Consider the following 26,596-nt stretch of genomic DNA (forward strand, 5'->3'; position numbering starts at 1 on the left):
TTTAAGGGGCTACTGCTACAGTAGCCCCTCATTTAATGCTTATTTTTTTGTAATATATCCTTGGGCTTTTAGTAGTTCAGCAATAAGTACTGCACCCCCTGCTGCCCCTCGGACTGTGTTATGGGATAAGCCGACAAATTTATAATCATATACTCTATCTTCACGAAGTCTTCCTAAGGTAACGCCCATACCATTTTCGTAATCTCTATCAAGCTTAGCCTGAGGACGATTTTCCTCTTCAAAATATTTAATAAATTGCTTAGGTGCGGAAGGAAGGGATAATTCCTGAGGAAGGCCCTTAAATTCATTCCATGCTTTAATAATTTCTTCCTTAGAAGGTTTTTTCTCAAAGCTGACAAAAACAGCTGCTGTATGACCGTCACTTACCGGTACCCGGATACATTGAGTAGTAATTACCGGTTCTTCTGCTTTAACTATTTGGCCATTTTCAACCTTGCCCCATAGCCTAAGAGGTTCCTGCTCACTCTTTTCTTCTTCACCGCCGATATATGGAATTATATTATCTACCATTTCAGGCCAATCTTCAAAATTCTTACCTGCTCCGGAAATAGCTTGATAAGTGGTAGCCACAACAACCTTAGGCTTATATTCTTTCAGAGCATGTAAGGCAGGGGCATAGCTTTGGATTGAGCAATTGGGTTTTACTACAATAAAACCTCTATCTGTTCCAAGACGCTTTTTTTGTGCCTCAATAACCTCTAAATGTTCCGGATTTATCTCCGGTACTACCATAGGAACATCCGGTGTCCATCTATGGGCACTGTTATTGGAGACCACAGGTGTACCGGTCTTAGCATAGGCTTCTTCAATTGCCTTTATTTCTTCCTTAGACATATCTACGGCGCTAAATACAAAATCAACACTTTCGGTTACTTCCTTAATATCATTAACATCCTTTACAATTAGCTTCTTAACTTTATCAGGCATAGGTGTAGCCATCTTCCACCTGTTACCTACTGCCTCTTCATAAGTCTTACCGGCACTTCTAGGACTAGCAGCTACCGTAACCACTTCAAACCATGGATGATTTTCAAGAAGAGATATAAATCTTTGTCCTACCATTCCGGTACCGCCAAGAATACCAACCTTTAATTTTTCCATATTCATTCCTCCACTTTGTTCTTGCACGACATACATCTGTCTTTCTAGTAAGTATACTATACTCTAATTTTGTAAAAAATCAATTCTTTTTTATAAAATTATATAACTTTGTCAATTTTGTTAGAAACCAATATATTTATTCATAAAGTTTGGTTATTTTAACAGGTCTATATATTCATCCATTAAAACTTCCAACTCCTTAAAGGTCTCAATCTCATTAATCCTATTCCTAAGTTTAGCAGAACCGGGATAACCTGAGGTATACCATGCCACATGTTTTCGCATTTCTCTCATACCTATATATTCCCCCTTGTACTCTATAGCCAATCTGCCATGGCGCAGTATCATCTTAGCCACCTCATCAAAGCTGGGCTTTTCCATTATTATTCCCAAGTTCAAGTATGCTTTTATTTGTTGGAATATCCAGGGATTACCCCTGGCAGCTCTGGCTATCATTATTCCGTCGCAGCCGGTGTCTGTAAGCATAGCTTTTGCATCCTCAGGTTTTATTATATCCCCGCTTCCTATAACAGGTATTGATACTGCTTCCTTAACTTGGCGAATAATATCCCAGTCTGCCTTTCCGCTATAAAATTGCTCCCTGGTTCTTCCATGAACAGCAATAGCGGCGGCACCGCTTTCTTCTGCAATCTTTGCTATCTCCACAGCATTTACATTTTCCTTATCAAAGCCCTTGCGTATCTTTACTGTTACCGGTTTTTTTATAGCTTTAGATACTTTTGATACAATTTCTCCTACCAGTTTTGGATTATTCATTAAGGCAGAGCCTTCTTTATTATTTACAATCTTGGGAACCGGGCATCCCATATTTATATCTAAAATATCAAAATTCATATACTCTATTTTCTTGGCAGTATCCGCCATAATATCCGGATCAGAACCAAACAATTGAATAGCAACCGGCCTTTCCTCATCTTTAACGGAAAGAAGCTCCTTGGTATTATTGTTGTTGTATTTGATTCCTTTAGCACTGACCATCTCTGTATATACAAGGTCGGCACCTTTTTCCTTACATAATAAGCGAAATGGCAGGTCAGTTACCCCCGCCATTGGACCTAAACATAATTTTCCCTTTATCTCTACATCACCGATATAAAAGCTCATTCAATTCTCCTATTAGCTTATTTATTTTACTCTGTTTTTATCTGCTATGAATTTTAAACCCTTTAATAATAAATTGGGGTCATATATATCTATTACATCAGTATTATTAGCAATAATCCTACCTAGTCCACCGGTAGCTACTACGGTGCATTTATCCAAGCCGGCTTCCTTAAGCATTCTTTTTATAATATATTCTGTCTGTCCTATACAACCAAATACCAAACCTGCCTGCATACTGGTAACGGTATCCTTAGCCAAGATAGTATCAGGTAGGGCAATTTCAACCTCCGGAAGTTTTGCAGTACCGGACCACATGGCATTGGCAGACATCTTAAGACCCGGACAGGTCACAGCAGCTATAAGTGAACCATCCTCAGTGATTAAATCATATTTATTGGCTGTTCCAAAGTCAGCCACAAGGACAGGACCACCGTATATTTCATAAGCCCCTACCGCATCTGCCACCCTATCGGCACCTACTTCTTTGGGATTTGGTATGGGTATTTTTATACCTGTTTTTGCTCCTACACCCAGAATTAATGGTGTAATACCTATATACTTTTTGATACCTGAAACCAGGGAATACATAACCCTAGGTACTACGGATGAAATAACTACAGTTTCAATATCATCTATGGATATTCCTTTTAGCGTCAGTAAATCTGCCAGATAAAGTCCATATTCATCGGAAGTTCTGTTAATCTGAGTAGTCAGCCTGAATTTGGCCTTAATCTCATCTTTGTCAAAAACACCCATGGTCATGGTTGTATTACCCACGTCTATTACAAATATCATATCTATCCTCCTAAAGTAGATTTATAAAAGATCTGAAACATCTTGATTAAGGAAAAACACCTTATAATACAGCTCAAGAGACTGCAGAAGTTCTTTCCTTGTCCTTCTAATTTCCTTTATTTTAAGTACACTTCCTATTTCATCAAAATAATAATCTTCTTCATATGCATCTACTTTTAGAAGCAAATTTCCTTCTTCATCAAATTCTAAGGTTAAGGTACCACCCACATCTTCTGTATAAAGTACACACATGATTTTTAATTCCTGTTTTATTTGCTCGGGAAGTGCATGAAAATCTTCATTAAGATAAAATTTCTTTTCATAGGCACTGCTGGCACACAAAACAACTCTCTCTTGGTACATAAGTAGGACTCCTTTAAAGTTAAGTTGACTTATAACTACTCATTACCTAGAGTAGCTACCATAATTGCCTTAATAGTATGCATACGATTTTCGGCCTGATCAAAAATAACCTTACTAAAACTCTCAAATACATCATGGGTTATTTCATTTCCCTTGACGGCAGGTAGGCAGTGAAGGACTATTGTCTTAGGATTACCGGTATAGGCTAGCATTTCCTTATTAACCTGATAGGGCTTTAATAGTGCTATCCGTTCTGCTGCCAAATCCTCCTCACCCATGGAGCACCAAACATCGGTATATATTACATCTGCTCCAACAACTCCATCAATATTATCGGTAAGTTCAATTTTACTTCCTGAAAGATCTGCGTATCCTCTGCAGATATCAATCAGTTCTTCTTCCGGCCATAATGATTTAGGAGAAAGAACGGTAATATTTATACCTATTTTCGAACAACCTATTAGAAGGCTGTTAGCCACATTATTTCGCCCATCTCCTGCATACACTAATTTTAACCCTTCAAGCTTACCAAACTGCTCTTTTAATGTCAAGAAGTCAGCCAGAATTTGTGTAGGATGATAACTGTCAGTCAAGCCGTTCCATACCGGAACACCACTATACTGGGCTAACTTTTCCACATTTTCATGGGAAAATCCACGAAACTGAATTCCATCAAACATTCTTCCCAATACCCTTGCGGTATCCTCGATACTTTCCTTATGGCCCAGCTGAATGTCATCCTTTCCTAAATATTCAGCATGACCTCCCTCATCAATACAACCTATAGTAAAGGCACATCTGGTTCTGGTTGATGGCTTTTCAAAGATTAAGGCTATATTCTTTCCTTTAAGACTGTCACCTATAATCCCTAACTTCTTCTTCTCTTTTAGCTTCCCTGCTAAATCAAGTAAATATTCAATTTCCTCTCGGGAATAATCTTTTAATGTTAGAAAGCTCCGTCCTTTTAAATTCATACTATTCCTCCAATATCTCAGGTTTTATAATTATACCTTGCTAGTGTTTAATTATACAATATTCCAATTTTACTATAATGTCAAGAAAAACCTGCCCTAATAATATAGGCAGGTTTTATTATTACTGAGCATCTTCTTGTTTTGCCATCAAATCTTGTTCCATAATTTCTTTAGAAGTTTTTTTAAGTAAAATTGCTTTATCATAATATTCTCGATAAGGCTCTATATCCACTTCTTCATTTGTCCCTATCTTCCAAGCCCGGCTATTTTCAAATATACCCTCCCGGGATATCTGGAATATCACCTCATTAGTCGCAAAGGATCCTTCAAAAAGAAAAGTAGTAAATGCTACAAATCCTTCCTCTGCATTAGTAAGATCCTGGCCAAGATACAAGGTATCATCAAGACTAAGATCCATTATATTGGCTATGGTGGGCAAAAAGTCAATCTGACCACCGGTTGTATGGATAGTTTCCTTAATACCGCTGTTAGGTACATGGATAATTAAAGGTACATTTAACATCTCATCATAATCATATTCTCTTCCGATAAACTCACTTACTCTATCATTCACATCTTTCATAGTACAATTTAGTCCGTGATGATCTCCATAAAGGGCTATAACAGTATCTTCGTATAAGCCCGCTTCTTTTAAATCATTAATAAACTGACCTATAGCTTCATCGGTATAACGGACTGTCTGCAGATAATTACCAAATTTAGTATCTATATCCTCCTCTAAAAGCTCTAAGGAATGATACTGTTCATCCAAAACATAAGGATGATGATTGGTCAAGGTAATTATAAAAGAAAAGAAGGAACCTTCTTGCTCTTTTAATATAGGTAGCACTTGTCTAAACATGGACTTATCAGATATGCCCATACCGATAATTTCATCCTGCTCTAAATCCTCCATGCTAATATAATCTTCAAATCCTTGGTAAGGATATGCGTATTCCCTGTTCCAGAATTCTCCCTCAAATCCATGAACGGCAAATGCCCTGTACCCTTGCTCTCTCATAAGCCAAGGCAGCCCCCGGAATGTATTGTCTTCATATAGACGGTATATTTCTCCGTCAATTAAAGGATATAAACTGTTAAGACTAGAAAATTCTGCATCAGCAGTATTTCCCTTACCGGTATTGGAATAGTACCGGTCAAAATATAAGGTATCATTTTCTAACAGTCTGTTTAAATTAGGGGTAATTTCCTGTCCGTTATAATATGCATTTATAACAAAATCCTGAAAAGCTTCCAACTGAATAACAATTAAATTCTTTCCTTTACCCACTTGATAATACCTGGGCGTTTTTGGTTCTTCCTGGGTGTTTTCTGCAACCACTTCAAGTATCTCTTCTTCTTCCATCTCACCCTTAGTCAGATTATCGGCTATGGTCTCATATATATCTCCCACATGGCTTGTAAAAAACTCCATGCTATTTACAGTTGCAATAGCTGCCGACTGAAAAGGATTAACAATCATGGTAAAAATAATGGCTGTAAGTAAATAAAATGCAATTTTAAATTCTTTATGATATATGGGTTTCATATTGTGAAACCTTTTTGAATACTTCTTAAAAGAATGATATACAAAAGGTATATCAACAAATAGCAAAAAGCTGGCTGGTATAAGTGTAGCTATAAAACTATCCGGTACCGCCGTAACAGCCTTTACTTGCCAAAGCTGCCTTACTGATACCGTCTGATTATAGTAATTATAGTACATAGTATCGGCAAACATTAAAAGGCTTAGCAAACTGTAAACCAAAAGAAAAACTCCTCGCTTGCGCTTAAGCCCACATCTGCCAAAAAACATAAATATTAAAGCCCAAACAGCCATGCTGATGATAATAAGAATAATCCACATACGATTTACATCAATTAAAGCATAATATACTATCATCTTTAAGGCAAATAAAGCTGCTATAAAATATGGTGATAAAATAAATTCCTTAACTTTTTTCATATATCTCACCTACAATCCAAATCCTTATCCTAAAATTATGTTTTATAAAGCCTATATCTTCTTATGATTTGCTTATCTATATATCTATGGCTATGTAATTACTTTACATATTTGTTTATAATATAACATTCCCTTAAAATAAATCAAGTAGAATTTTCTTAAATTTCACTTAATAAATTTGGGCTTTTTTATTAAATCCAAATAAAAATGGATGCTCTTGGTATGTATAACCAAAAAGCATCCATACTAATAAGCAGGTTATTTAAGTATACTCATATTACTTAATATAAGTAATTACCATACTAATCTTCCTTTACCACCTCAACTAAAGACTTAGCCAGTCCTGCTACAGCCTGTATTTCAGAAGGAATAATAATTTTTGTTGCCTTACCGTCTGCGGCCTTTTCAAAAGCCTCCATACTTCTAAGCTGAAGTACTGCAGAAGAAGGATCTGCATCCTTAAGGAAACGTATTCCTTCGGCATGGGCTTTTTGTACGGCTAAGATTGCTTGAGCTTCACCCTCTGCTTCTTTAATCATAGCTTCTTTCTTTGCTTCTGCCCGAAGAATTTCAGATTCTTTCTCACCCTCTGCATCAAGAATAGCAGCTGCTTTTCTTCCCTCTGCTACAAGGATTTCTGATTTTTTCTGTCCTTCGGCAATAAGGATAGCTTCCCTACGTTCTCTCTCAGCCTTCATCTGCTTCTCCATGGCATCTTGAATAGCTGCAGGAGGTATGATGTTTTTAAGTTCTACACGGGTTACCTTAATTCCCCATGGATCAGTAGCCTCATCCAAAATCATTCTCATCTTAGAATTAATAATTTCCCTAGATGTTAAGGTTTCATCCAACTCCAAGTCACCGATAATATTTCTTAATGTAGTGGCTGTTAAGTTCTCAATAGCTAGTATGGGATTTTCTACTCCATAAGTGTACATCTTAGGATCCGTTATCTGAAAGAATACAACCGTATCAATTCTCATAGTGACATTATCTTTTGTAATAACCGGTTGTGGTGGAAAATCTGCTACTTGTTCTTTCAGCAGTACTCTTTTTGCCACTCTGTCAATTAAAGGAAGCTTAATGTGTACTCCCACTTCCCAAGTTGCCTGATATCCTCCCAAGCGCTCCAAAATATATGCATGGGCTTGAGGTACAATTCTAACACAGGATGCTATTATTAATAGAAAAATTACAACAAAAACAATTACAATCATTTCTGTAGGCATATTTACCCCTCCTTTTTTATCTTAACCATTAGTTTAACTCCCGATATTTCCTCTACAATTACCTTAGTTCCTTTTTCTATTACTTCACCATTAATCGATCTTGCCGTCCACTCCTGTCCTTCAACTACCGCCAGTCCGGTTCCATTCATATTATCAATCCTAGCAGTAACTAATGCTTCCTTTCCAATTATAGCGGCGTAATTTGTCTTAACACGGGTGGAATTAAAATACTTTTTTACAATTGGTCTGGTGAAGAATAATAAGACCAGAGATATTACAAGAAATAATATTATTTCTACAAGTAGGTTGTCATAGAATAATGATACAATAAATGCTACTAGGGATCCCCCTGCAAACCAAATAGTTGTAAGCCCCAAAGTTATAAATTCAACAAATATCAATAAGATTAAAAGTATAAGCCATGCAATAGAATTCATTATCCCAATCCTCCCCCTTTCTGTTCTGATACTTCTATTTTATATAAAAGAACCAAAATATACAATAGTATGACATATTTTTTAATTGTTTTCTAATTTTATTTTTTTCTTCTTTGTCTGGCTGCTTCATACATTAATATGGCTGCAGCAATGGCGGCATTTAGTGATTCCACCTTACCTTCCATAGGAATTTTAATCAGATAATCTGCCATGGCACTTGTTTCTTCTTTTAGCCCATGGGCTTCATTTCCGATTAGTAAGCCACATTTACCTAAAAAACTTCCTTCCTGATCATATAAATGACCGGACAAATGGGCTGCATATAATTTAAATCCTTCATCTTTAAGCATATTAAGAATAGCTGTAAAATCCTCTGCCAGGTAATACGGAACCCTATATATAGAACCCATGGTGGCCCTAACCACTTTAGGTTGCAATATGTCCGCACAAGAACTATTTAAGATAATTCCCGTAACACCGGCCCCTTCTGCAGTACGTATCATAGTACCTAAATTACCGGGATCTCTTATATCTTCCAAGATAAGCAAAAAGGAGTTAGGTTTAGATAGAATACTATCTAAGTTATATACCGGTCTTTTTACGGTTCCCATAATACCTTGGGGTGTCATGGTATCGGTTATCTGTTTAAATATCTGATCGCTTACCACTTCAAAATTTAATCCGGTAAAAAAATCAGATGTTTTTAATTTCTCCTGATAGAAGCTCTCAGATAAATAGGATTTAACTAACAAGCCTAAATCCCTAGCCTCCTCAAACATTTTAATTCCTTCAACCACAAATAAGCCCTGCTCCTTTCTGGCTTTTGCCTTCTTTTGTAACAGGGCTAAATTCTTAATCTGCGGATTATTTAAGCTTGTAATTACCGTTCTTACATTCATATATTAGCTTTCCTCTTGCATCTTGCTAAGCTTTGCTGCCTGGTCTGCTGCAATCAGGCTATCAATTATCTCATCAAGATCCCCGTTTAGCACCTCTTCCAATCGATGAACCGTCATTTTAATTCTATGATCTGTAACTCTTCCTTGGGGGAAGTTATAGGTTCTAATTTTCTCAGAACGGTCACCGGTACCTATCTGGCTCTTTCTTGCCTCAGCCTCGGCACTTTGAGCCTTTTGCATTTCTAATTCATACAAACGGGAACGCAGTATCTTAATTGCTTTTTCTTTATTCTTTAATTGTGATTTTTCATCCTGACATGATATAACAATTCCTGTAGGTATATGAGTCAACCGTACTGCAGAATCTGTAGTATTAACGCTTTGTCCACCGTTACCTGAGGATCTGAATACATCGAATTTACAGTCATTTAAATCTATGTCTATATCTACCTCATCGGCTTCCGGCATAATGGCAACTGTTGCCGTAGAAGTGTGAATTCTACCGCCTGATTCTGTAACAGGCACCCTTTGAACACGATGAACTCCACTTTCATATTTGAGCTTTGAATAGGCACCTTTACCGTTAATCATAAAGATAACTTCCTTAAAGCCTCCTATGCCGTTTTCATTTAGGTTCATCATATCAATTTTCCAATGGTTTCTTTCCGCATACATAACATACATACGGTATAATTCAGCTGCAAATAAAGCCGCCTCGTCTCCACCGGCACCGGCTCTGATTTCAACGATTACGTTCTTATCATCATTAGGATCCTTAGGAAGTAGTAATATCTTAAGTTCCTCTTCAATCACAGCTATTCTTTTTTTACACTCATTTAATTCTTCTCTGGCCAGTTCCCTAATCTCTTCATCACTTTCTTCATTTAACATTTCGAGACTGTCTTCTATGGTCTTTTTATTTTCTTTATATTCCAGGTACTTTTCCACAATCTCTGATAGATTAGACTGCTCCCTCATAAGGTCTCTATATTTCTTTTGATCATTAACTATACCTGGATTTAGCAATTCTTCTTCAATTTCTTTATATCTAATTAGAATATCCTCTAAACGATCAAACATTATCATTCCTCCATTTGAACTGTTTCGTCATTACAACTACCATAAAGACCCCAAACAACACGGTCAAGCCCACTATAATCTTTTTTTATATATATTTTTGAAAAACCTGCTTCATGCAGCATATTTTTAACGTCCTCAGCTTGATCGTAGCCTATTTCAAAAAACACATAGCCTCCTGTATTAATATATCTTGGCAGGTCATTAATAATTCTTCTATAATATATAAGCCCGTCCAAACCGGCATCCAGTGCTAAGCTAGGCTCATAATCTTTTACTTCGGGCATTAATGATTTAAGGTCTCCTGTTTTTATATAGGGTGGATTTGATACTATAATATCATATTTTCCCTCAATATTTTCAAATAAATCACTTTTAAGAAATCTTACATCCACACTTAACTTTTTTGCATTTCTTCTAGCCACTTGCAAAGCATTTTCAGAGATATCTATACCCACTGCCTTTTTTAATTCAGATAATTTAGCTAGGGATATAATTATACATCCTGAGCCGGTGCATAAATCCAAGACTGATTTGCCCTTGCATACTTTTAATACCTCTTCCACAAGAATTTCAGTATCCTGTCTTGGTATGAGAACATTCTCATCTACCTCAAACACAAGTCCCATAAATTCTTGCTCTCCTGTAATGTATTGAAGGGGTGTATGCATGGCTCTTTTTTTTATTAATTCCATATATACTAATTCTTTATCCTTGGAAGTTTCATTGTCCCCACCAATAAAAAAATCTGCTCTTTTAATTCCAAAAACATGGGCTAGCAGATACCAGGCATCTACATGGGCATCCGCTATCCCATTTTCTTCAAGGAATTTACGGGCAGCCTTAAATAATTCCTTATAAGTACTCATTCTAATTTATGCCTCCGGTCTTATAAATAAATCCTTAATCATCAAAATCCAGATATTTATCTAAGGCTTTTAATATCTCATCATCTTCCTCATAATCACTTACAAGACTTACGATACGGTTTCCGGCTGTAGTGGCATATTCACTTTCAGCTTCATTGTTACTCTTATCAATAGGAAGATCTATAATATTTTTCTCTTCTTCTTTATCATCATTTAACTGTTTGGAATTTTCGGTCTCTTCTGTCTCAAGAAAGCTTCTCCAATCAAATACAGCTTCAACCGACTTAATTGCCACCTCTATCATATCATCATCGGGTTCCTTAGTGGTCAGAGCCTGCATCCACAATCCCGGCTTACTAAGAATGTTAACAATTATATTATCACTTTTTCCGGCTAAGCGAATAAATTCATATGATACTCCGGCGATTGCAGGAACTAATAGAATCCTAGAAAGAATCCTCCAGTAAAGAGTCGGAGGCCTAAGAATCATAAAGAATACAAGACTTATAAGCATAACAAGAAGCATAAAACTAGTACCACAACGCTTATGAGCCTTTGACTGCCATTTAACATTTTCAACAGTAAGTTCAAAACCATTCTCCAGACAGTTAATGGTTTTGTGTTCAGCTCCATGATACATAAACACTCTTTTTATTTCTTTCATCTGGGAGGCGGCTAGAATATATCCGATAAAAATAGCAAGCCTTAAAATCCCCTCCATTAAATATAAGAGAAATACATTATCATCAAAGAGCTTTTTAAATAAATTAGATATCAATACAGGCAGTACCATAAATAAGCCTATAGAAATCGCAAGGGAAGCTGCTACTACTAAGACCATCAGTAAAGTATTGTCTTTTTCACTCTCTTCATTTTTTGACTTTTGTTTTTGTACTTCTTCTTCTTCAAAGAAACTTGAAGAGAAATTTATTACCTTAATTCCCATTACCATAGAATCAACAAAAGCCAAGATTCCCCTAAAGATAGGCAACTTAAATAATTTTACCTTGTCAGAAAAATCTTTATGATTTCTTTTTTCTACAATAATTTCATTATCTGGTTTGCGGACTGCTATGGCGTAGTCACTTTTATTCCTCATCATTACGCCTTCAATTACAGCCATTCCCCCAATACCGGATGGTTTCATTCTTATCCCGAGCCTTTCTTGTGTTTTAAAAATATTCTTTTTCCGTGAAAATTACTATGCTTTTAATAAAAACATACTAATTCTCACGGATAAAAGTAAGGTTATCTGTATTATTGTGTAGTTAAAAATAGGCTGAGGAAGTGAACCTCAACCCGATTTTTAACCCTCTATAAAAGTGCTCTAATTGTTCTGAGTAATACCATATCTGCGGTTGAACTTCTCAATCGCTCCACGGGCTGCAGCAGTCTTTTGCTGACCTGTATAGAATGAATGGCATTTTGAGCATACTTCAACACGAATATCTTCCTTGGTTGATCCAGTAACAAATTCATTCCCACAGTTGCAAACTACTTTTGCCTGAAAATATTTAGGATGGATTTCTGCTTTCATGATTTCACCTCTTCACTACAAATCTACTTTATCTTGGTCTATATAATATTCCCAACTTAATAAACAGCTTTCTTATTATATCATAGCTTATTTTTCATTGCAATACCTAAAAGACTAATTTTGTCTTTTTAATAATTTCAATAAACTCAGCATTGGATTTTGTTTTCAAAAACATATCTATAATTCGCTCTAAAGCTTCATCTGATTTCATACCGTTTAAAGCCTTACGCATTAAATAAGTAGCTTCTAGTTCCTGCTGGGTAAGTAACAAGTCTTCTCTTCTTGTACTGGATTTTGGCAAGTCAATAGCAGGAAAAATACGTTTTTCTGATAAACTACGGTCAAGAACCAATTCCATATTACCGGTTCCTTTAAATTCTTCAAAGACCACATCATCCATTCTACTGCCTGTATCCACCAATGCAGTTGCAAGGATTGTAAGACTTCCTCCCTCCCTCATATTTCTTGCGGCTCCAAAAAACTTCTTAGGCATATATAATGCCGCAGGATCAAGTCCTCCGGATAAGGTTCTGCCACTGGGCTGTACAGTTAAGTTATACGCTCTAGCTAGTCTTGTAATACTATCTAGCAAGATAATAACATCCTGCTTATGTTCAACTAAGCGCTTTGCCCGTTCGATAACCATTTCAGATACCCGTTTATGGTTTTCCGGAAGTTCATCGAAAGTGGAATAAATAACTTCTACATTTTTTCCTTCAATAGACTCTTTAATATCCGTAACCTCTTCAGGCCTTTCATCTATCAAAAGAATAATTAGCTTCATCTCCGGATGATTCCTTGTAATAGCTTTTGCAATCTGCTTTAATAATGTAGTCTTTCCTGTCTTAGGTTGAGATACAATCATTCCCCTTTGCCCCTTGCCAATGGGAGAAATTAAATCTACCATCCTCATGGACACACAGGAACCGGGAGTTTCAAGATGTATTCTTTCATCCGGAAATACCGGTGTTAAATCTTCAAATTTCGGACGTTTTTGAGCTTCATTGGGATTGAACCCGTTAACTTCTTTGATATATAAGAGGGCCGAAAACTTCTCGTTTTGGCTCTTTATTCTTGTATTACCCATAACGATATCACCGGTTTTAAGGTTAAATCTTCTAATTTGCGCAGGGGATACATATACGTCATTCTCACCGGGAAGATAATTATCGCATCGAATAAACCCATATCCATCCGGCAACACCTCAAGAATACCTTCCTTGGTCTCACCACTATCGAGCTGTTCAAACTCAGAATGGCCGGTATGCCTTTTTTCTTCTTTACTGGCAGTAGTAACTGTCTCCTGTATACTTTGCTTTTCTTCTTCTAACTTTAAGTCATGCTCTTTTAAAGCTTCAATTAATTCACTTTTTTTAAGTGTAGATATATTCTTCATTCCCTTTTCTTTAGCTTTTTCTCTTAATTTGACAAGAGTCATAGATTCATATTGAATTTCCATAAGTTCAGCTCCTTTGATTATTTGTTGGATTCTTGTTTAGATTGGAATATGGGGAGATATGATATAGAAAATTTGTGAGGGATATCTTATCCAAAATTATGTTTATATCATTATACACCTTTTGCTATAGAAAGTAAAATATTTTCAATTTTAATCCTTTTAGCTATTGCTATTGCTTGATTTCATAACCTGTCAATGCTATGATTACTATAATTTAATTTACGAGGTGGTTTATTATGGATATTTACCATAAATCATTACAGTTCCATGAACAGTTGGCAGGAAAACTTGACATTGTTTCCAAGTGCCAAGTAAACACTAAGGAAGATCTTTCTTTAGCATATACACCGGGGGTAGCAGCCCCTTGTAAAGCTATTTTTGAAAAGCCCGAGACTGCCTATTTATATACAATAAAGTCCAATACCATTGCCGTAGTTTCTGACGGCAGTGCTGTTCTTGGTCTAGGTAATATCGGACCTTACGCTGCTCTTCCTGTAATGGAAGGAAAAGCAGTTCTTTTTAAGGAATTTGGAGGAGTAAATGCAGTCCCCATCTGCTTAGATACTCAGGATACAGAAGAAATAATTAAAACTATTAAGGCCATAGCCCCTGCCTTTGGGGGAATTAACCTAGAGGATATATCTGCTCCCAGATGTTTTTATATAGAGGAACGGCTAAAGGATCTTCTGGATATACCGGTCTTTCATGACGATCAGCATGGTACAGCAATAGTGGTACTTGCCGGACTTATTAACAGTCTTAAAATTATAGGCAAGAAAAAGGAAGAGGTTTCGCTTGTTATAAACGGTGCCGGCTCAGCCGGTATCGCCATAACCAAATTATTATATTCATACGGATTTGAAAATATTACTGTTTGTGATAAGTTTGGTATCCTCTCCTCTAACTACCCTAAGCTTAATGAATATCAAAAACAAATACTTAGTATAACTAATCTTAATAACCGGCAAGGTAGTTTAACGGATGCCCTAAAAAATGCAGATATCTTTATAGGAGTGTCCGCTCCGGCTATAGTAAGCAAGGAAATGATTTCTTCCATGAATAAGGATGCAATCGTATTTGCCCTTGCTAATCCTGTTCCTGAAATTATGCCTGATGAAGCTATAAAAGCAGGTGCCCGCATTGTTGCCACAGGCCGTTCCGATTATCCAAATCAGGTTAATAATGTAATCGCCTTTCCGGGCATATTTAAAGGTTCCCTAAAAGGACGGGCCAGGCAGATAACAGAGGATATGAAACTGGCTGCCGCTAAAGCAATAGCCGAACTGGTTACGGATGATAAATTAAATGAAAATTATATCTTACCTATGGCCTTTGATCCTAGACTTTGTGATACTGTAAGTAATGCTGTTATAAATAAGATTAATAAATGCTAAAATTAAACTACTAGAACAGGAAAATTAAAATGGTTAATTCTAATAAACGATTATGGGATGATAAAAGGTATCATTCTCTTGACTATGAATTAAAAAACACCTATGGAATGAAATTATATAAACTATCTTTAAACGGAGGTATGAGTTGCCCCAATCGTGATGGTATAATAGATACCAGAGGGTGTATATTTTGCAGCCAAGGTGGCTCCGGTGACTTTAGTCCCAGTGCCAAACTATCTATAACTAAGCAAATAGAAGAAGCAAAAAAACTAATTAGCAAGAAATTACCTGCTAATAAACCTACAAAGTTCATCGCTTACTTTCAAGCTTATACTAACACCCACGCCCCAGTCTCTTACCTAGAAAAGATATTTACAGAAGCTATTAGCCATCCTGATATTGCTATTTTGTCCATAGCTACAAGACCGGACTGTCTCGGCGAGGACGTTCTTTCTTTACTAAATTATCTGAACCAAAAAAAGCCTGTATGGATAGAGCTTGGCCTTCAATCAATCCATGAAGAAACAGCCAAATGGATGCGACGAGGATACCAACTTCCGGTATTTGAAGAAGCGATAAGAAAGCTTCATGCCCATAAGATTTCTGTAATTGTCCATACAATTCTCGGCTTGCCAAAGGAAACAAAAAATGATATGTTAAAGACTATGAAATATATAGGTAATCTTTCTGCTTGCGGACTAGTTTGGGGCATTAAGCTTCAGCTCCTTCATATCCTTAAAGGCACTGATTTGGGAGAGCTATTCTTAGAAGATAAAATAAAATATACCTTAACTATGAACGATTATATTGATCTTGTAATTACCTGCTTGGAACACCTGCCCCAGAACCTTATAATCCATCGACTTACCGGGGATGGGCCTAAGAAATTACTACTGGCTCCTGATTGGAGCGGTAACAAAAGGCTGGTTCTTAATACTCTCCATGGTAAAATGAAGGAGTTAGATACCTGGCAGGGAAAATACTACACTTAAGGAGGTTTATAATGCAGTCCGATACCTTTATGCTATATAAATTAATGATTCTATATATTTTAAGCAGGGTTGATTTTCCACTGACTAATGCACAACTAACGGCTTTTATCCTTGAAAAAGAATATACCAATTATTTTAATATTCAAAGGGCCATTTCCGAACTTATTGACGATGAATTTATTAGTGCAAAAACCATACGTAACAGCTCCCTCTATCGTATAACCGAAAGCGGAAGCGAAACTCTTAAGTTCTTTGATAATTTAATTTCATCCGGAATAAAGGAAGATATCGAAGAATACCTTTCACAGAATAAATATAAGCTTAAGGAAGAAGTATCCACCCCTGCTGATTATATTCAGTTGAAAAAGGGTGAATTTTCCGTAAGGCTTAGTGTAATTGAAAGAGGATCCCATATTATAGATTTGACCTTAAGTGTCCCAACAGAGGAAGAGGCTTCAGCCATATGCAATAATTGGATTGAAAAAAGTTCCGATGTATACAGCTATCTAATGGCCTTACTTCTTAATTAATAAATATGCTACTTAAGATAATTCACAGACAGTTTCAATATAAGCCCAGATTTCATCTTTCCCCTGTTTCGTTAATGACGAGAAGGGGAATATTTTTGTTTCAGATGTGGCCCCAAGGCTTTCTTTTATCATCTTAATATGTTTGGCTACTTGGCTTCTTTTTATTTTATCCAGTTTTGTTGCAATAATGACCGGCATAAAACCATGATATACAATCCAGTCATACATATTTTTATCATTTAGTGACGGTTCATGACGGATATCAACCAGCAAAAATATCACCTTCAGCTGCTTTGAGTTCATGAGATATCTCTCTACCATCATTCCCCACTGCTCCCTGATCGTTTCTGATGTTTTTGCATATCCGTAACCTGGAAGATCTACAAAATACAGCATATCATTAATATTATAATAATTAATGGTTTGTGTTTTACCGGGCTGTGATGAAGTCCGTGCCAAAGACTTACGATTTATTAGGGAATTAATCAAGGAAGACTTTCCTACATTTGATTTACCGGCAAAGGCAATCTCAGGTTTATCATTGTCGGGAATTGAACTAGATATTCCACATACAGTTTCGAGACTTACATTCTTTATAATCATAAGTATAACCTCCTTAGGTCATATACAAGCTATAGAATAGAAAATGAGCAAGCCAGGTTCCCATTTATCTGAGAGCCTGGTTACCCATTTACTTCTTTCTATAAATTCTTAGGCAATCTCACCTTTGCTTTTCTTAACAGAACGCTTCATTATAGGCTTTCTTACTACACCTTCTTCTGATAAAATCAACTTCGGCTCTTCATTACCCAGAATAACTTCTCTTGTTATAATGCATTTAACAACATTTGCATTGGAGGGTATATTGAACATGGTGTCCATCATGGCAGCTTCCATAATGGCACGGAGCCCTCTGGCACCTATCTTTCTGCTGAAACTCTTTTTAGCAATTTCCTCAATGGCGCCCTCTTCAAATTCCAGTTCAACACCATCTATCTCAAACAATTTCTTATACTGTTTTGTTATGGCGTTCTTCGGCTCCGTAAGAATTTTCATTAGAGCCGCCTCATCAAGGGCATCTAATGCAACACATACCGGAACTCGTCCAACAAACTCAGGAATTAGGCCAAATTTAATTAAATCTTGAGGCATAACCTGACGGAAAAGTTCACCTATGTTTTTCTTATTCTTTTCAGAAATCTGCGCATTAAAGCCTATGGACTTTTGCCCTATTCTGGCTTCTATGATTTTCTCCAGTCCATCAAAGGCTCCCCCACAGATAAACAGGATGTTAGTGGTGTCAATCTGAATAAATTCTTGGTGGGGATGCTTTCTTCCTCCCTGAGGAGGAACAGAAGCAACCGTACCCTCAAGTATTTTTAGTAAAGCCTGCTGAACACCTTCACCGGATACATCTCTGGTTATCGAAGTGTTTTCTGATTTTCTTGTAATTTTATCTATTTCGTCAATATAAATAATACCATATTGTGCACGATCAATATCAAAATCTGCGGCTTGGATAAGTTTAAGTAAAATATTCTCTACATCCTCACCAACATATCCCGCCTCAGTAAGTGCAGTTGCATCAGCAATTGCAAAGGGTACATTAAGAAGCTTTGCCAAAGTTTGAGCCAAGTATGTTTTTCCTGATCCAGTCGGTCCTATCATCAAAATATTGCTTTTTTGAAGCTCCACATCCAAATCTTTCTCTGCCAAAACTCTCTTATAGTGGTTATATACCGCCACAGATAATACTTTTTTGGCATCTTCTTGACCAATTACATGCTGATCCAAAAAACTCTTGATTTCAACCGGTTTTAACAGATTTATATCTGCATCTAAAAGCGGAGCCCCATCAAATTCTTCTTCGATGATTTCACTACAAATTTCTATACATTCATCACAGATATATACTCCCGGCCCGGCAATCAGTTTTCTGACTTGATCCTGCGACTTATTGCAAAATGAACATCTCAATTGCTTTCTGTCATCTACTTTACCTGCCACTGCAAATCACCTCATTCTCTCTATCGTGCATTCTTACCGGTAGTTATCTGCGTGTTAGTATTCCATCGATAATACCGTATTCCCGTGCTTCCTCTGCACTCATATAATAATCTCTTTCTGTATCCACCTCAATAACTGAAATGGGTTTTCCAGTATTTTCAGCTAATATCTCATTAATCTTTTTCTTTGTTTTTATAATGTTGTCTGCCACTATCTTAATATCTGTTGCCTGACCTCTGGCACCGCCGGAAGGTTGGTGTATCATAACCTCAGCATTAGGAAGGGCAAAACGTTTTCCTTTTGTACCTCCTGCTAGCAAAAATGCACCCATACTTGCTGCCATACCTATACAGATAGTAGAAACATCACATTTGATATATTTCATAGTGTCATAAATTGCCATACCTGCGGTTACAGATCCTCCCGGACTATTAATATAGAAATTAATATCCTTTCCAGGATCTTCAGATTCTAGAAAAAGTAACTGTGCCACAACCAAACTTGCCGTTGTATCATTAACTTCCTCACTAAGGAAAATAATTCTCTCTTTTAATAGCCTTGAATATATATCATAGCTTCTTTCTCCACGGCTAGTCTGCTCTATGACATAGGGTACTAAACTCATATTAATATCCTCCTTTTTCTATCTAAACTTCTTTAGACTCAGCTACAACAAAGTCTACAGCTTTCTGAATAGCAATGTCGGTCTTAATCTGCTCCTTCTCATTATCCCCTAAAAGCTCTTTTAATTTGTCTAACTCCATTTTATACATTGAAGCCATTTCTGTCAGCTCTTTTTCAAGTTCTTCCTCTGTCACCTCAATGTTTTCGGCCTTAACAATTGCCTCAAGAACAAGACGGCTTTGAATACGTTTTAAGGCCTGAGGTCTTAGACTCTCAAAAAACTTTTTAGAATCCATACCTGTAAACTGGAAGTATTGTTCTATAGATAGTCCCTGATATCTCATTCTCTGGGCAAAATCATCTGCCAATTGGCCAACTTGTGTCTCAATCATCGGTTCAGGTATGTCCATAGAAGCATTTTCTATGATTTTATCTATAATTTCATTTTCTTTGGCTATCTTTAGTTCCTTCTCTTTGTTTTCCTTAAGTGTTGCCCTAATATTTTCCTTGTATTCATCTAAGGTGTCAAACTCTGATACCTCTTGAGCAAAATCATCGTCAAGTTCAGGAAGTTCCTTAACCTTGATTTCATTTATTTTAACTTTGAAAAGAGCCGGCTTTCCTGCCAAATTGCTTGCATGGTAATCCTCTGGGAAGGTTACATTTACATCAACTTCTTCTCCTATGGATTTTCCTATCAGCTGCTCTTCAAAATTATCAATAAAAGAACGGGATCCGATAGTTAGAGAATAACCTTCACCCTTACCACCTTCAAAAGGTTCACCATCTACAAAACCTTCAAAATCAATAACTGCAATATCATCCATTTGAATAGGTCTGTTATCTATGGTAACCATTCTGGAGTTGTGTTCTCTTTCATGTTCGATTTTTGCCATAACCTCTTCATCAGTTACGGTAACTTCCTTCTTTTCTACCTCTATACCCTTATATTCACCTAGGGTAACCTCAGGCTTAATAGCCACTTCAGCTGTAAAAATAAAAGACTTTCCTTTTTCTATCTGTACAACATCAATTTCCGGTCTAGATACAATTTCAAGACCGCTCTCTAGGGCAGCTTTTTCATAAGCCTCCGGAATTATCTCATTGGCTGCATCTTCATAGAAAATGCTAGGGCCATACATCTTTTCAATTAAAGCAAGAGGTGCCTTTCCTTTACGAAAGCCTTGAATATTAATTTTATTCTTGTTTTTTTGATATGCTTTTTGAATGGCCTTATCAAATTCCTCAGCAGAAGCCTCTATGGTAAGCTTAGCCATATTTTTTTCTAATTTTTCAACCTGTAAACTCATTTTAGTTTCCTCCTTGTTTTATGTACTTTACTTATCATATGTGATCCAATCCGGCCATTTTCATATACAATATAAAGTACATTATTCCTATTTTCAGCAGACATTTTGACATTAGTATATTATAACATAGCTGTTCTGTAAATACTATATTTAAATTTTCTCCTTAAAATATACTTAATCATTTACTATATAACATGACCTTGTTCTTTTATCTTTTCGGTAATCTTTTCCACTGTTTCTCTGCAAAGCTTATCAGTTTTAGCTTCTGCCATAACCCGTATAACCGGTTCTGTTCCGCTTTCTCTTACCAGTATTCTGCCATCCTTACCCAGTTCCTTTTCCAGACTAGATATCAAATCAGTTATTGCAGGATCGCTTAATACTGCCTTCTTATCCTTAACCTTTACATTTACCAATAATTGAGGAAAAATATTCACTTCTTTACAAAGTTCTGAAAGTTTAGCCTTGCTTTCCAACATAACTTCCATAATCTTTAATGATGTTAAGATACCGTCTCCCGTAGTAGCATGTTTGGCAAATATAATATGTCCCGATTGTTCCCCACCTATGGAATGTCCATTTGCCAACATATTTTCATATACATACTTATCCCCTACGGCTGTCTGCTCATAACGGATTCCTTCTCTTTCCAAAGCCTGATACAGACCCATATTGGACATAACAGTGGTAACAATTGTATTGTTGGCTAAATCATTTCTTTTTTTCATGTATACGCCACATAAATACAATATCAGGTCTCCATCAATAATATTGCCATTTTCATCAACTGCCAAACATCTATCTGCATCTCCGTCATAAGCAAATCCCACATCTAACTTATTATCCAGAACAAACTTCTGCAAAGACCTCATATCGGTGGAGCCGCAGTTTTTATTGATATTAGTCCCATCCGGTTCTCCATTTATTACATAGGTCTTTGCACCTATAGCGTCAAATACCCCTTTGGCTATAGATGTGGCCGAGCCGTTAGCCAAATCTAAACCTACCTTTTTACCTTGGAAGGAACGGGTGGCCAAAGATATAAGATAACCTATATAACGGTTCCTGCCTATGGCATAATCCACAGTTTTTCCGATGTTTTCTCTGGTTGCAAAGGGTATGTAGTCCTCTTCACTGTCTATGTATGCTTCAATTAACTGCTCCACCTCTGCTTCCAATTTATGACCGCTGCCGTTAATAACCTTTATTCCGTTATCATAATAAGGGTTATGGCTTGCAGAAATCATAATTCCACAATCAAATCCTTCAGTTCTTACAACATATGAAACACTAGGTGTGGTTGTTACATGAAGAAGATAGACATCTGCACCACTGGCTGTTAGTCCTGCCACAAGAGAATATTCAAACATATAACTGGATCTTCTGGTATCTTTCCCTATTACTATATTTGGCTTATGATTTTTCCCATAATAATAACCTAAAAATCTACCTACCTTATATGCATGCTCTACTGTCAAATTCACATTAGCCTCTCCGCGAAAACCGTCAGTGCCAAAATATTTTCCCATAATTAAAATCCTTTCCAAATGTTTACTAGCTGTTTTTATCTATAAATATATATGCTAAAAGATTATTGTAATTGCAAATATTATACTGGTTTGAATTTATTTTAACATATCCTAAGCTTATTTGAAAATAATATTTGAGAATATGACAAAAAAATATCACTGGTATCCCTAAACCAAAACCTATAATTTGCAGGCTTTTAAATTAAAAATGACCTGAATTACTTCTTCTGTTTCTTTTCAATTTCTCTGAACCGTTCAATTAATTCAATATACTGAGAGGTAAATGTCTTAATTATGGAAACCTTCAAATACCTAACTTGTTACAAAATATGTAGAAGCTTCACTAAACTTGATTTTAATATATGCATACATAAAAAAAGACTGCACTAAAGGTTTATCCTTTTGTGCAGTCTTTACTTTCTAGTTTATTGTTGTTGTCCGGACTGACCTGACATGGCTTGTTCCTGGCTGCGGATCATACGTCTAACCATTTCACCACCAACAGAACCGTTTTCTCTGCTGGTTAGGTTTCCGTTATAACCCTGAGTTAAAGGAACACCAAGTTCACTGGCAACCTCCATTTTGAAACGATTAAGAGCTTCCCTAGCTTCAGGAACTTCTATTCTGTTTGTACCACTATTATTGTTATTAGCCATTACTTTCACCTCCATTTTATTACTTAAAGCAAGCAATTAACAAAATCAAGTGTAGGTTCGGCGGTTTAATATATTTTTTACCGCTCATGATTTTTGTTTTTTGTTTGCCTGTAATCATATTGTTAACAGAGATGGCTAATATTATGATGGTAATTATTGTTCCAATAACCAAAGCTTATGTAAACTTGGTAAATTAAATTAATTTACAGAAATAACTAGAATTTTTGGATAACCTATTGCAATTTCCACTCCCTTTCCTTTCCCGGCTGCATAAACCAAACTTTCTGCCAACTCTCCTGCATAATATGATATAATATCTTGGTCCATGCTGCGTAAAGCCGGTATAATTTCACCTATTTCTCTCCTACTTCGTTTAATTTTTGATCTGATTTTCTTAACCGCCTTTGGTGTTTGAACACCACTTACACCGGCAGTAATGATAATATTTTTACAAACTTCACTTGGTAAATAGTAATATCCGTATTCGATTGTATCGTATAATGATTTATTATCTTTTGCTAAGCCTATTCTATCCATGGTGTTGAGTTTATCCCTCCCTCAATATGAAGCTATTGTAAATATATTCCATTTTCATACATTTGTCAACATTTATTACTAAATTAGCATGATATTTTATTAAATTATTGTTCATATTTGAGATTAATGAGAAAATTCTCTAAGAATCGGCAAAAAAACAGAGTATTCCAAAACATTCACAGAAAAATAAATGCTGTTTATAGAATACTCTGATATATTTTAAATTATTAATTTATCTTAAAAATTTATTTAACTACTATAAATTATCCGGTCTATTCTTCTCCGTTTGAAGCATTAATATGGGCTTGCCACTGTGCTTGAACCTTCTCTACTGCTTCCTTAGGTGATAGGGCTCCGGCATCTAAATCATATGTAACATCACCATAATCGATGCCAGGTATCATGGCTAATAATGATATGGTACCATGGCCAGGCTCATAGAATAAAGGTAAGGTCTCTTCTACAGCTCTAGCATCCCGGAATAATGTATAGTATTGGGTCTTCCAATCTTCATCCTCATATCCGGGGGTTGTTTCTGTGTATAAATTATAAGCAAATGCCACATCTTCTGCCCTTTCCTTATCTAAAGTAGCCGGCATTACTACGGTGTTTTCTGTAAATACTGTCATCATTTCACCTTTAGGTCCCTTAGGGAAGATTACAAAGCCCCAATCATCATCCATGTCCTTCCATGTACCAACTTTATATTGCTCTGCACATTGCATAGCAACCTTTCCGTCAATAAAGGCTTGAATAAACCAATCCCACTCTGATCCTTCAGGTTGAGGCATATGGTAACCTTTCTCATATAAGCTCCATCCCCATTCTAAAGCTTCAAGGAAATTCGGTTCACCGGTAGCATTATAGAACTTACTATCCTCATATCCTATAAATTTTGCATCATTGGAAAATACACAGCCTCTAAAGAAATCCTTGGAGAAACTGGCAATTCCATAAACATCAGGTACTCCGTCATTATCTAAATCACGGGTGCAACGTTTTGCAAGATCCTCTAATACTTCCCAAGTCCATTCACCCTTTGCCTGCAAATCATATGGAAGATTAGGGTCTATTCCTGCCTCTTCAAACAATCTCTTGTTCCAGAATACGCCCAGTCTAGGTTCCATCCTTCCGGTGGCCATGCCATAGGTATGCCCATTCATGGTCATCATTTCCTTAACCTGCTGATTCCATTTTTCCTGGGTAAAATCAAAATTCTCCAAAGTCTCAAGGGGATATAAAAGTCCCTGTTGTAAAGGAGCCGCAATATGCTCCGCATGCATTACAAAAATATCTGCTTCAGGATTACCACTCATAATCGATGTGGCTACAATCTCCGCATACTCAGTAAAAGTTCCAAGGTTTGCACGGGTTATAGTGAAATTATATTTCTCCATAAATTCTTCCCTATATCTTTGTGTGTCCTCTTCCCTTTTATTAGTTGGTTCCGGATTAGGATCAGTAGTCCACCAATCTCCAATCACTATAGTTGTGCCCTTAAGATCCTTCGGGGCTTCAGTGGGTTCAGGAGTTGGTGTTTGATCGTCTTTTTCATCACCATTCTCCACTACAGAATTATCTGTCTCTTTTCCCTTCTCCTTCTTCCCACAGGCTGTTAATGAAATAAGTAAGATTGAAGATAAAAGTAAAAACCCCCATAGTTTTTTCCAATTACCCTTCATAAAATACCTCCTTATATAAATATATTGTATATTTTACCATATTTTATCATAAATGGGAATATGCAATACCCGAATTACTATAGTAAATACCTAGTATTTTATGGGATACTATACCGTCATGGTCCATCATATAAATGTAGAAAATCCTTATAGGAGAGTGTGTCCTATGCTTTCAATATTATCTGCCCTTAACCAATTTATATGGGGTATCCCCATGCCTGTTTTATTATTTAGTGTACATATATATTTTACATTTTACCTAAAAGGCGTACAAAAACATATAGGAAAGGCCATAAGCTTATCTATCAAACCCGATAACTTTGCCGAAGGAGATATTAGCGGTTTTGCCGCTCTTTCAGCCACTTTAGCTGCTACCATTGGCACCGGCAATATAGTAGGTGTATCCACTGCCGTAGCCCTAGGTGGCCCCGGTGCCATATTTTGGTGTTGGCTTACAGGTCTTCTTGGTATGGCAACTTCCTATGCCGAATGTTTCCTTGGGGTACTTTATAGAAAAAGATCCAAAGATGGGACATATATTGGAGGCCCCATGTACGCCATTGAATATGGTATGAAGAAAAAATGGCTGGCTATGGCTTTTTGCTTCTTTACTTTAGTTGCCTCTTATGGGGTTGGCTGCTCCACACAAGCAAGAGCAATTACAGAAACAGCCCATACCTTATGGGGACTTTCAGAATATATAGTGGGAATTATAATAGCAATTATTGTTGGATTAGTTATTGTAGGAGGTATAGAATCTATCGGAAGAATATGTACCAAGTTAGTACCTTCCATGGGTTTTTTCTATCTCTTTGCATGTATATTTATCTTAATTATTAACCGAAATTTCCTACTGGCCGGCTTAAAAACAATTATTCAATCTGCCTTTCTTCCTTCTAAACTTCCGACAGCCTTAGCCGGAGGTTTTATCGGGGGAAGTCTTAAAACTGCTGCCAGATACGGAATAGCCCGAGGATTATTTACCAATGAGGCAGGTCTTGGCTCCGCAGCCATTGCTGCCGCCGGAGCTAAAACCTCCCATCCTTCCAACCAGGCTTTAATTTCCATGAGTGCTACCTTTTGGGATACTGTTGTTATGTGTGCCATAACCGGTCTTGTAATAGTTACAAATATCCTAAAAAATCCATCTTCTACTAAGGGTTATTCAATGGGTGAACTGACTACTGCTGCCTTTTCTCCTATACCCTTCGGAAGAACCGTCCTGGGAATATCCCTAATAGCATTTGCCGTAGCAACCTTAATAGGATGGTCATATTTTGGTGAAAAAGCTGTGGAGTATTTATTCGGTAAATCCGGTATAAATACCTACCGGCTATGTTACATTATTATGATTTACATAGGCTCCATTATGTCTATGAAACTGGTTTGGGAGCTGACTGATTTTGTCAATGCTTTAATGGCAATTCCAAACCTTCTTTGTCTAATGGCCTTACGTAAAAAAATTCAACCTTATTAACTGGAA

The 26,596-nt window shown here is 36.6% G+C and carries 26 protein-coding genes; 4 read left to right on the top strand and 22 right to left on the bottom strand.

The features are described 5' to 3' along the window. Positions 1–39: 39 nt before the first annotated feature. The 14 genes from asd to rho form a co-directional block, all read right to left on the bottom strand. Complete coding sequence (gene asd, locus SD1D_RS10505) at positions 40–1,122, bottom strand: aspartate-semialdehyde dehydrogenase (RefSeq protein WP_058258877.1); 1,083 nt, start codon at positions 1,120–1,122, stop codon at positions 40–42. A gap of 153 nt (positions 1,123–1,275) precedes the next feature. After that, positions 1,276–2,247, bottom strand: a complete 972-nt coding sequence (gene dusB, locus SD1D_RS10510; RefSeq protein ID WP_058258878.1) for a tRNA dihydrouridine synthase DusB — start codon at positions 2,245–2,247, stop codon at positions 1,276–1,278. Positions 2,248–2,268: 21 nt separating this feature from the next. Continuing rightward, on the bottom strand, positions 2,269–3,042 hold the full coding sequence (locus SD1D_RS10515; protein WP_058258879.1) for a type III pantothenate kinase: 774 nt from the start codon (positions 3,040–3,042) through the stop codon (positions 2,269–2,271). Between the two features lie 21 nt (positions 3,043–3,063). Next, positions 3,064–3,405, bottom strand: coding sequence for a DUF6145 family protein (locus tag SD1D_RS10520; RefSeq protein WP_058258880.1), 342 nt, complete (start codon positions 3,403–3,405; stop codon positions 3,064–3,066). A 35-nt stretch (positions 3,406–3,440) separates the two neighbouring features. Then, complete coding sequence (gene argF, locus SD1D_RS10525; RefSeq protein ID WP_058258881.1) at positions 3,441–4,379, bottom strand: ornithine carbamoyltransferase; 939 nt, start codon at positions 4,377–4,379, stop codon at positions 3,441–3,443. Positions 4,380–4,500: 121 nt separating this feature from the next. Next, positions 4,501–6,345, bottom strand: a complete 1,845-nt coding sequence (locus SD1D_RS10530) for an LTA synthase family protein (protein WP_058258882.1) — start codon at positions 6,343–6,345, stop codon at positions 4,501–4,503. A 302-nt stretch (positions 6,346–6,647) separates the two neighbouring features. Continuing rightward, a complete protein-coding gene (locus SD1D_RS10535; protein ID WP_058258883.1) occupies positions 6,648–7,574 on the bottom strand; it encodes an SPFH domain-containing protein in 927 nt (308 codons plus the stop codon). Between the two features lie 2 nt (positions 7,575–7,576). Then, on the bottom strand, positions 7,577–8,011 hold the full coding sequence (locus SD1D_RS10540; RefSeq protein ID WP_058258884.1) for an NfeD family protein: 435 nt from the start codon (positions 8,009–8,011) through the stop codon (positions 7,577–7,579). A 98-nt stretch (positions 8,012–8,109) separates the two neighbouring features. Continuing rightward, entirely contained in the window at positions 8,110–8,910 is an 801-nt protein-coding gene (locus SD1D_RS10545) for a TrmH family RNA methyltransferase (RefSeq protein ID WP_058258885.1), read from the bottom strand. 3 nt (positions 8,911–8,913) lie between these two features. Next, positions 8,914–9,990, bottom strand: coding sequence for a peptide chain release factor 1 (gene prfA, locus SD1D_RS10550; protein ID WP_058258886.1), 1,077 nt, complete (start codon positions 9,988–9,990; stop codon positions 8,914–8,916). A gap of 2 nt (positions 9,991–9,992) precedes the next feature. Continuing rightward, complete coding sequence (prmC, locus tag SD1D_RS10555; protein WP_058258887.1) at positions 9,993–10,856, bottom strand: peptide chain release factor N(5)-glutamine methyltransferase; 864 nt, start codon at positions 10,854–10,856, stop codon at positions 9,993–9,995. A 34-nt stretch (positions 10,857–10,890) separates the two neighbouring features. Next, a complete protein-coding gene (locus SD1D_RS10560; protein WP_087758901.1) occupies positions 10,891–12,003 on the bottom strand; it encodes a DUF1385 domain-containing protein in 1,113 nt (370 codons plus the stop codon). Between the two features lie 180 nt (positions 12,004–12,183). Beyond that, positions 12,184–12,393 carry a 50S ribosomal protein L31 gene (gene rpmE / locus SD1D_RS10565; protein WP_058258888.1) on the bottom strand — a complete coding sequence of 70 codons (210 nt, stop codon included), beginning with the start codon at positions 12,391–12,393 and terminating at the stop codon, positions 12,184–12,186. A gap of 106 nt (positions 12,394–12,499) precedes the next feature. Continuing rightward, positions 12,500–13,852, bottom strand: coding sequence for a transcription termination factor Rho (gene rho, locus SD1D_RS10570; protein WP_058258889.1), 1,353 nt, complete (start codon positions 13,850–13,852; stop codon positions 12,500–12,502). Positions 13,853–14,088: 236 nt separating this feature from the next. Here rho and SD1D_RS10575 point away from each other — a divergent pair, with 236 nt between their 5' ends. Genes SD1D_RS10575 through SD1D_RS10585 form a run of 3 tightly spaced genes read left to right on the top strand, consistent with a single transcriptional unit; the run spans position 14,089 to position 16,768 of the window. Next, on the top strand, positions 14,089–15,246 hold the full coding sequence (locus SD1D_RS10575) for an NAD(P)-dependent malic enzyme (protein ID WP_058258890.1): 1,158 nt from the start codon (positions 14,089–14,091) through the stop codon (positions 15,244–15,246). 29 nt (positions 15,247–15,275) lie between these two features. Beyond that, positions 15,276–16,238 (top strand): TIGR01212 family radical SAM protein, encoded by a 963-nt coding sequence (locus SD1D_RS10580; protein WP_058258891.1) that lies wholly within the window; start codon positions 15,276–15,278, stop codon positions 16,236–16,238. An 11-nt stretch (positions 16,239–16,249) separates the two neighbouring features. Continuing rightward, a complete protein-coding gene (locus SD1D_RS10585; RefSeq protein ID WP_058258892.1) occupies positions 16,250–16,768 on the top strand; it encodes a DUF4364 family protein in 519 nt (172 codons plus the stop codon). A 12-nt stretch (positions 16,769–16,780) separates the two neighbouring features. On the opposite strand, the gene yihA is transcribed toward SD1D_RS10585, so the two are convergent. From yihA to SD1D_RS10625, 8 genes are all read right to left on the bottom strand, one after another. Beyond that, a complete protein-coding gene (gene yihA / locus SD1D_RS10590; protein WP_058258893.1) occupies positions 16,781–17,371 on the bottom strand; it encodes a ribosome biogenesis GTP-binding protein YihA/YsxC in 591 nt (196 codons plus the stop codon). A gap of 108 nt (positions 17,372–17,479) precedes the next feature. Next, a complete protein-coding gene (gene clpX / locus SD1D_RS10595) occupies positions 17,480–18,775 on the bottom strand; it encodes an ATP-dependent Clp protease ATP-binding subunit ClpX (RefSeq protein WP_058258894.1) in 1,296 nt (431 codons plus the stop codon). Positions 18,776–18,818: 43 nt separating this feature from the next. After that, positions 18,819–19,400 (bottom strand): ATP-dependent Clp endopeptidase proteolytic subunit ClpP, encoded by a 582-nt coding sequence (gene clpP / locus SD1D_RS10600; RefSeq protein WP_058258895.1) that lies wholly within the window; start codon positions 19,398–19,400, stop codon positions 18,819–18,821. A gap of 22 nt (positions 19,401–19,422) precedes the next feature. Beyond that, complete coding sequence (gene tig, locus SD1D_RS10605) at positions 19,423–20,709, bottom strand: trigger factor (protein ID WP_058258896.1); 1,287 nt, start codon at positions 20,707–20,709, stop codon at positions 19,423–19,425. A 185-nt stretch (positions 20,710–20,894) separates the two neighbouring features. Beyond that, positions 20,895–22,238, bottom strand: a complete 1,344-nt coding sequence (gene glmM / locus SD1D_RS10610; protein WP_058258897.1) for a phosphoglucosamine mutase — start codon at positions 22,236–22,238, stop codon at positions 20,895–20,897. 425 nt (positions 22,239–22,663) lie between these two features. After that, positions 22,664–22,894 carry an alpha/beta-type small acid-soluble spore protein gene (locus tag SD1D_RS10615; protein ID WP_058258898.1) on the bottom strand — a complete coding sequence of 77 codons (231 nt, stop codon included), beginning with the start codon at positions 22,892–22,894 and terminating at the stop codon, positions 22,664–22,666. 198 nt (positions 22,895–23,092) lie between these two features. After that, entirely contained in the window at positions 23,093–23,431 is a 339-nt protein-coding gene (locus SD1D_RS10620) for a hypothetical protein (protein WP_058258899.1), read from the bottom strand. 272 nt (positions 23,432–23,703) lie between these two features. Beyond that, positions 23,704–25,113, bottom strand: coding sequence for an ABC transporter substrate-binding protein (locus SD1D_RS10625; RefSeq protein WP_058258900.1), 1,410 nt, complete (start codon positions 25,111–25,113; stop codon positions 23,704–23,706). Between the two features lie 166 nt (positions 25,114–25,279). On the opposite strand from SD1D_RS10625, the gene SD1D_RS10630 reads away from it, so the two are divergent. Beyond that, positions 25,280–26,590 carry an alanine/glycine:cation symporter family protein gene (locus SD1D_RS10630; RefSeq protein ID WP_058258901.1) on the top strand — a complete coding sequence of 437 codons (1,311 nt, stop codon included), beginning with the start codon at positions 25,280–25,282 and terminating at the stop codon, positions 26,588–26,590. Positions 26,591–26,596: the final 6 nt, after the last annotated feature.

The sequence above is a fragment of the Herbinix luporum genome (genome assembly GCF_900070325.1).
GTDB lineage: Bacteria > Bacillota > Clostridia > Lachnospirales > Lachnospiraceae > Mobilitalea > Mobilitalea luporum.